We start from the raw sequence: 6593 nt of genomic DNA, 5'->3' as shown, positions 1-6593 counted from the left end.
TATAGGAAGAAAATTAGATTTTTTAATACAAGAATTTAATAGAGAAATAAACACTATTGGAAGCAAGTCAAATGATACCATTATAACATCATATGTAGTAGACTTAAAATCAGAAATTGAAAAGATAAGAGAACAAATACAAAATATAGAATAGTTAAGGAGATATACATGACAACTAGACTTATAAATATAGGTTTTGGAAATATGGTCTCAGCAAATAGAGTAATTGCTGTTGTAAGCCCCGAATCTGCTCCTATAAAAAGATTGATACAAGATAACAGAGATAAAGGAAATCTTATAGATGCAACTTATGGAAGAAGGACTAGAGCAGTAATAGTTTTAGATAGTAGTCATATAATACTAGCTGCCATATTACCTGAAACTATATCAAATAGATTAAACAAAAAAGAACAAAAATATGAAAAAAATAAGAAAGAAGGTTAACAAATATGTCTCAAGGTTTTTTATTAGTTATATCAGGCCCTTCTGGGTGCGGTAAGGGAACTGTAAGCAAAGCTCTTCTTGAACAAAATTCAGATATTGTTTTTTCTATATCTTCGACTACTAGAAAAAAAAGAATTGGGGAAGAAGATGGAGTAAATTATTTTTTTATGGATGAAGAAAAATTTCAAAAAGATGTAGAAAAAGATAAGTTTTTAGAGTATGCTTTTGTCCACAATAATTATTATGGAACACCAAAGGATTTTGTGCTAAATGAGATTGATAAAGGTGAAATAGTTCTTTTAGAAATAGACGTGCAAGGTGCTATGCAAGTAAAGAAAAATTATAAAAATGTTGTATTTGTATTTTTACTTCCTCCTACAATGGCAGAATTAAAAAACAGAATTACTAAAAGAGGAACCGAAACTCCTGAAGATATAAATAGAAGATTTGAAAATGCTTTTGAAGAATTAAACTTTGTAGGAGAATATGATTATTTTGTGGTAAATGATAAAGTTGAAAATGCAGTTGAAGATATTAAAAATATTATAAGAGCTGAAAAATTAAGAGTAAAAAGACATTCAGATATCAAAGAAAAAATTATTTCACAAGGAGGCAATTAAATGTTAAATCCATCATTTGAAGGAGTTTTGAAAGAAGGAGATAGCAGATATACGCTAGTATTATTAGTTTCAAAAAGAGCTAGACAATTAATAGAAGGTGAAAGCCCTTTAATTGAAACAGATTCAAAGAAGCCTGTAAGTATAGCAATGGAAGAGATATTAGATGGAAAAGTAACTTATGAGAACCCATCAATAGATAGTATAAAGTAGGTGATTAAATGTTAAAAGATAAAAATATAATATTAGGTGTTACGGGAGGAATAGCAGTATATAAAGCTGCTGACTTAGTTAGTAAACTTAAAAAGAAAAAAACTAATGTAGAAGTTATTATGACCGAGGGAAGTATGGAGTTTGTAAATCCATTAACATTTCAGACTATGAGTGAAAACCCAGTTCATACTACTATGTTTAATAAAATAAGCAAGTTTGATGTAGAACATATTTCTCTTGCTCAAAAAGGTGATCTTATACTGATAGCTCCAGCTACTGCTAATACTATAGGTAAGATAGCAAATGGTATTGCAGATAATCTTTTAACTACAGTAGTTATGGCATCCAATAAAAGAATAGTTTTTGCCCCTGCAATGAACACTTGTATGTATAATAATCCTATTGTACAAGCCAATATGAAAAAACTTGAAAATATGGGTTGTTACTTTATTGAACCTGGAAGTGGAAGACTTGCTTGTGGTGATTATGGGGCAGGGAAAATGGCAGAACCTGAAGATATAGTAGAATATATAGATTCGCTTTTGACAGATAAAGATTTGTTAGGTAAAGATATAATTGTAACAGCAGGACCAACTATTGAACCTATAGATCCTGTAAGATATATAAGTAATCATTCAAGTGGAAAGATGGGATATAGCATAGCAAAAGAAGCTTCAAAAAGAGGAGCTAAAGTTCATCTTATATCCGGTCCTACATTACTTAAAGCTCCTAAAGATATAAATTTTATACAGATAAATACAACTTTAGAAATGTTTGAAGAGGTAGGAAAACTTTTCGAAAGTTGTGATATTTTAATTAAAGCAGCTGCTCCAGCAGACTTGAAACCTAAGGAGTATAGTGAAAAGAAGATTAAGAAAAACAATATAAAAGATAAATTCCTCTTAGAATTTACTGAAAATCCTGATATAGCAAAATATTATGGTAAAGAAAAAACAAATCAAATATTGGTAGGGTTTGCTGCAGAAAGTAACGATTTAATTAAGAATGCAGAATTAAAACTTAAAAATAAAAATTTTGATTTTATAGTAGCTAATGATATAAGTATAAAGGGAGCAGGATTTAAAACAGACACTAATATAATAAGTATAATAGATGATTATGGCAAAAATGACTATCCTATTTTAGAAAAAACTGAAATTGCTAAAATTATCTTAGATAAGGCTATAAAGATTTTAAAAAACAAAAGCTAGATATCTAGCTTTTGTTTTTTAATAAAAGGAGATTTTTATGAGAAATAAATATGCTAGACTTATAGTTGATAATAAAGCTTCTAAACTTGATAATCTCTTTACTTATATAATAGGAGAAGATTTAAAAGATATAATAGAGATAGGGATGAGGGTATTAATACCTTTTGGACGCGGCAATAAAATTATAAAAGGGCTTGTAATAGCAATAGTAGATGAAGTAGATGAAAAATACAAGTTTAAAAATATAATAGATATCTTAGATGACAAGCCAATTATAAATAAGAAGTTAATAGATTTGGGTTGTTGGTTAAAAGAAAAATATATGTCTACCTATTTAGAAGCATTTCAATCAATACTCCCTCCTGGAGACTATAAAAAGGTTAATTCTTTTATAGAACTTATTGATGTTGATTATAAACCTAAGTCAATAGAAGAGGAAAAAATAACGGAATATTTAAAGAAAAAAGAAATAGTTTTATTGAAAGATTTTAAAGAAGATTTAAAACTAAAAAACATAAATAAATATATCAAAAAACTAGAATCTATAAATGTATTAAAAACCACTATCGATATAAAGACAAGTATAAAAAAGAAGAAGCAAAAATGGGCTAAAATAAATGGAGAATTAGATTGGGAAGATATTGAACAATTAGTTGGTAACAGAGCTTTTAAACAGCTACAAATATCACAATATTTATATGAAAACAATGAAAAAACTTTACAAAATATAATGATTAATCAAAATACTAGTCTCAGTACTATAAGGTCACTGGAAAAAAAACAAGTGATTAAAATATTTGAGAGACAAATAAATAGAGAAGCTGTTAAAAAAGAAATCGATGAATATAAAAAACATAAATTAAATATAGAACAAAATAAGGTGTTTAATCGTATAATAGAAGATGTTTACAATAAAAATGCAAATAAATTTTTAATTCATGGGATAACAGGAAGTGGTAAAACTGAAATTTATCTTCAAACAGTTGAAGAGATGATAGATAAGGGATTGGATAGTATAATACTTGTTCCAGAAATCTCCCTAACACCACAAACTATAGATAGATTTATAGGTAGATTTGGAAGTAATGTAGCAGTACTTCACAGTAAATTATCTCAAGGAGAAAGATTTGATGAATGGAGAAAAATTAAAGAAGGACAAGTTAAAATAGTTGTAGGTGCCAGATCAGCAATATTTGCTCCTTTTAAAAATTTAGGACTTATAGTTATAGATGAAGAACATGAGTCTACATATAAGTCTTCTCAAAACCCTAAATATCAAACTATTGAAGTTGCTAAAAAAAGAATAGAGATTGAAGGTGCTGTTTTAATATTAGGGACAGCGACTCCTTCTTTAGAATCTTACAATGAGGCTTTAAATGGAGAAATTAAATTGTTGGAACTGAGTAAAAGAGCTAATACTTTAAGCCTTCCGGAAGTAGTATTAGTTGATATGAGAGAGGAACTAAAAGATGGCAACAAATCTATCCTAAGTCAAACATTATATGAGGAGATTAGAAACACTTTAAATTCTGGTAAACAGACTATTTTATTCCTAAACAGAAGAGGATTTTCTTCTTTTGTATCTTGTAGAAACTGTGGATATGTTGTAAAATGTGAATCTTGTGAAATTTCTATGACCTATTATAAACATATTCATAAACTTAGATGTCATTATTGTGGTGAGACAAAGAATGTACCTCATATATGCCCAGAGTGTAATAGTAAATATATCAAATATTTTGGAGCTGGAACCCAGCAGGTAGAAGAGATGGTTAAGGAGTATTTTCCAGGAGCAGATATTAGAAGGATGGATAGTGACTCTACTAAAAGAAAAGGAAGTTATGAAGAAATTTTAGGAGATATGAAAAATGGTAAGATAGATATATTAATAGGAACACAAATGATATCCAAAGGATTAGACTTTGAAAATGTCTCTTTAGTTGGAGTTATAGCTGCTGATACAACTTTAAATTTACCGGATTATAGAGCACCTGAAAAATCTTTTCAATTAATTACCCAGGTAGCAGGTAGGTCAGGTAGAGGAAAAGAAAAAGGTAAAGTAATTGTACAAACTTATGATCCAGATCATTATAGTATAATTCATTCAAAAGATCAGGATTATAAAGGCTTTTTTAATTCTGAGATTGTTCTTAGAAAAGAATTTTTATATCCTCCTTTTATAAACTTGATTAATATATTGATATATGGAAAAAATAAATTTAATGTTGGTAAATTATCGAAAGAGATATATAATATAATAGGGAAGGAAATTTATAATATATACGAAGAAAATTATAGAAATTATATTATAGGACCTAATCCAGCACCAATTGAAAAAATAAAAGAAAAGTATAGATATCAAATAATTTTAAAACTATCTGATAATGAATTAGAAGCTTTTAAAAAACTTCTAAAAAGGGTATGCATATATAATGAGTATAAACTGGATATGAAGGATATAAAAATAAGTATAGATATAAATCCAGTCAATATACTATAAAAACATAGGAGGAAATAAAATGGCATTAAGAGTTATTAAATTAGATGGAGATCCGATTTTGAGAAAAAAATCAAAACATATAGATAAAGTTACTGATAGAATAAATGTATTATTAGATGATATGGTTGAAACAATGATAGATGCAAATGGTATCGGACTTGCTGCCCCACAGGTAGGAGTTTTAAGAAGAGCTATAGTTATAGATGTAGGTGAGGGTGTTATAAAGATGGTAAATCCGGAGATATTAAAATCAGATGGTTCAGTTGTAGATATTGAAGGTTGTTTATCAGTACCAGACTTATCTGGAACTGTAGAAAGGCCTGAAACTGTTAAAGTAAAATATATAGATGAAAATAATGAAGAGAAGATATTAGAAACTAAGGAGCTTTTAGCTAGAGCAGTATGTCATGAAATAGACCATTTAAACGGTATATTATACACTGATAAAGTCTTAGAATATGTAGACTTAAAAGATATAGAAGAGGAAGAAAAGGATGAGTAAAACAAAAATAATATTTATGGGGACGCCAGATTTTGCTACTGTGTCCTTGGAAGCACTTTATGAAAATAACTATGACATAAAACTTGTAATAACACAGGGTGATAAAAAAAGAGGTAGAGGTAAGAAACTTCAATATCCTTCTGTAAAACAAGAAGCTTTAGATTTAGGTTTAGAAGTATATCAACCAAAAGACATAAATAGTAAAGAATCTATAGAGAAGTTAAAAAATATATCTCCAGATTTTATAGTGGTAGTAGCATTTGGACAAATATTAAAAAAAGAAATATTAGATATACCTAAATATAAATGTATAAATGTTCATGCTTCACTACTTCCAAAGTTTAGAGGAGCAGCTCCTATAAATCATGCAATATTTAATGATGAAAAAGAAACAGGGGTAACTATAATGGAGATGGAAGAAGGTCTTGATACAGGAGATATGATAAGTAAAAGTTCAATTCCAATATTACATGAAGATGATTATATTTCTCTTCATAATAAATTAGCGAAATTAGGAGCTGATCTTCTAATAAAAACAATTAAAAATATTAAAGAAAATAATTATAAAAGTATAGCTCAAGATGATAGTTTATCTTCCTATGCATCTATGATATATAAAAGTACAGGAAAAATAAATTGGAATAATAAAGGGAAAGATATAATAAACTTAATAAGAGGATTAGTTCCATGGCCAGTAGCTCATACTAGTTATAAAGATATAAATTTTAAAATCTATAATGCAACAATTGTAGACAAGATTAGTGATGATGTTCCAGGGAAAATAGTTAAAGTTTCAGAAGAAGGTATTTTTATAAATACTTGTGATTCGACTCTTATTATAAAGGAATTACAATTTCCAAATAAAAAAAGAATGTCTGTTGAAAACTATTTAAGAGGAAATAATATAGAAGTTGGTATTAAATTAGAATAGAATCAAGAGAGGTGAGATATATGTATTGGAATCTTTATGGTGGAGGAACATGGTTAATGTTCGCTATACCGGCTATGTTATTAGCTTTTTATGCACAATCAAAAATAACAAATTCATACAAAAAGTATTCTAAAATAAGTAGTGGTACTTATTTTTCAGGTGCTGAAATAGCCCG

Annotated in this window: 8 protein-coding genes; all 8 read left to right on the top strand. The window is 28.1% G+C overall.

The genetic code is table 11. The features are described from left to right. Positions 1-154: endoribonuclease YicC domain-containing protein (locus ACTHW2_RS09540; protein WP_442263705.1), on the top strand; the 154-nt coding region annotated here is incomplete at its 5' end. A 14-nt stretch (positions 155-168) separates the two neighbouring features. Further along, positions 169-444 carry an extracellular matrix/biofilm regulator RemA gene (remA, locus tag ACTHW2_RS09535; RefSeq protein WP_442263704.1) on the top strand — a complete coding sequence of 92 codons (276 nt, stop codon included), beginning with the start codon at positions 169-171 and terminating at the stop codon, positions 442-444. A 5-nt stretch (positions 445-449) separates the two neighbouring features. Further along, positions 450-1064, top strand: a complete 615-nt coding sequence (gene gmk, locus ACTHW2_RS09530; protein ID WP_442263703.1) for a guanylate kinase — start codon at positions 450-452, stop codon at positions 1062-1064. Next, on the top strand, positions 1065-1274 hold the full coding sequence (rpoZ, locus tag ACTHW2_RS09525) for a DNA-directed RNA polymerase subunit omega (RefSeq protein WP_442263702.1): 210 nt from the start codon (positions 1065-1067) through the stop codon (positions 1272-1274). An 8-nt stretch (positions 1275-1282) separates the two neighbouring features. Continuing rightward, on the top strand, positions 1283-2485 hold the full coding sequence (gene coaBC, locus ACTHW2_RS09520; protein ID WP_442263701.1) for a bifunctional phosphopantothenoylcysteine decarboxylase/phosphopantothenate--cysteine ligase CoaBC: 1203 nt from the start codon (positions 1283-1285) through the stop codon (positions 2483-2485). A 37-nt stretch (positions 2486-2522) separates the two neighbouring features. Then, positions 2523-4985, top strand: a complete 2463-nt coding sequence (gene priA, locus ACTHW2_RS09515; RefSeq protein ID WP_442263700.1) for a primosomal protein N' — start codon at positions 2523-2525, stop codon at positions 4983-4985. Positions 4986-5004: 19 nt separating this feature from the next. After that, positions 5005-5487 carry a peptide deformylase gene (gene def / locus ACTHW2_RS09510; RefSeq protein WP_442263699.1) on the top strand — a complete coding sequence of 161 codons (483 nt, stop codon included), beginning with the start codon at positions 5005-5007 and terminating at the stop codon, positions 5485-5487. Further along, positions 5480-6418, top strand: a complete 939-nt coding sequence (gene fmt, locus ACTHW2_RS09505; protein WP_442263698.1) for a methionyl-tRNA formyltransferase — start codon at positions 5480-5482, stop codon at positions 6416-6418. The genes def and fmt overlap by 8 nt, the downstream gene beginning before the upstream one ends. Positions 6419-6593: the final 175 nt, after the last annotated feature.

The organism is Tissierella sp., assembly GCF_052089545.1.
Taxonomy (GTDB): domain Bacteria; phylum Bacillota; class Clostridia; order Tissierellales; family Tissierellaceae; genus Tissierella_A.
This window is presented reverse-complemented; position numbering and strand designations above follow the sequence as displayed.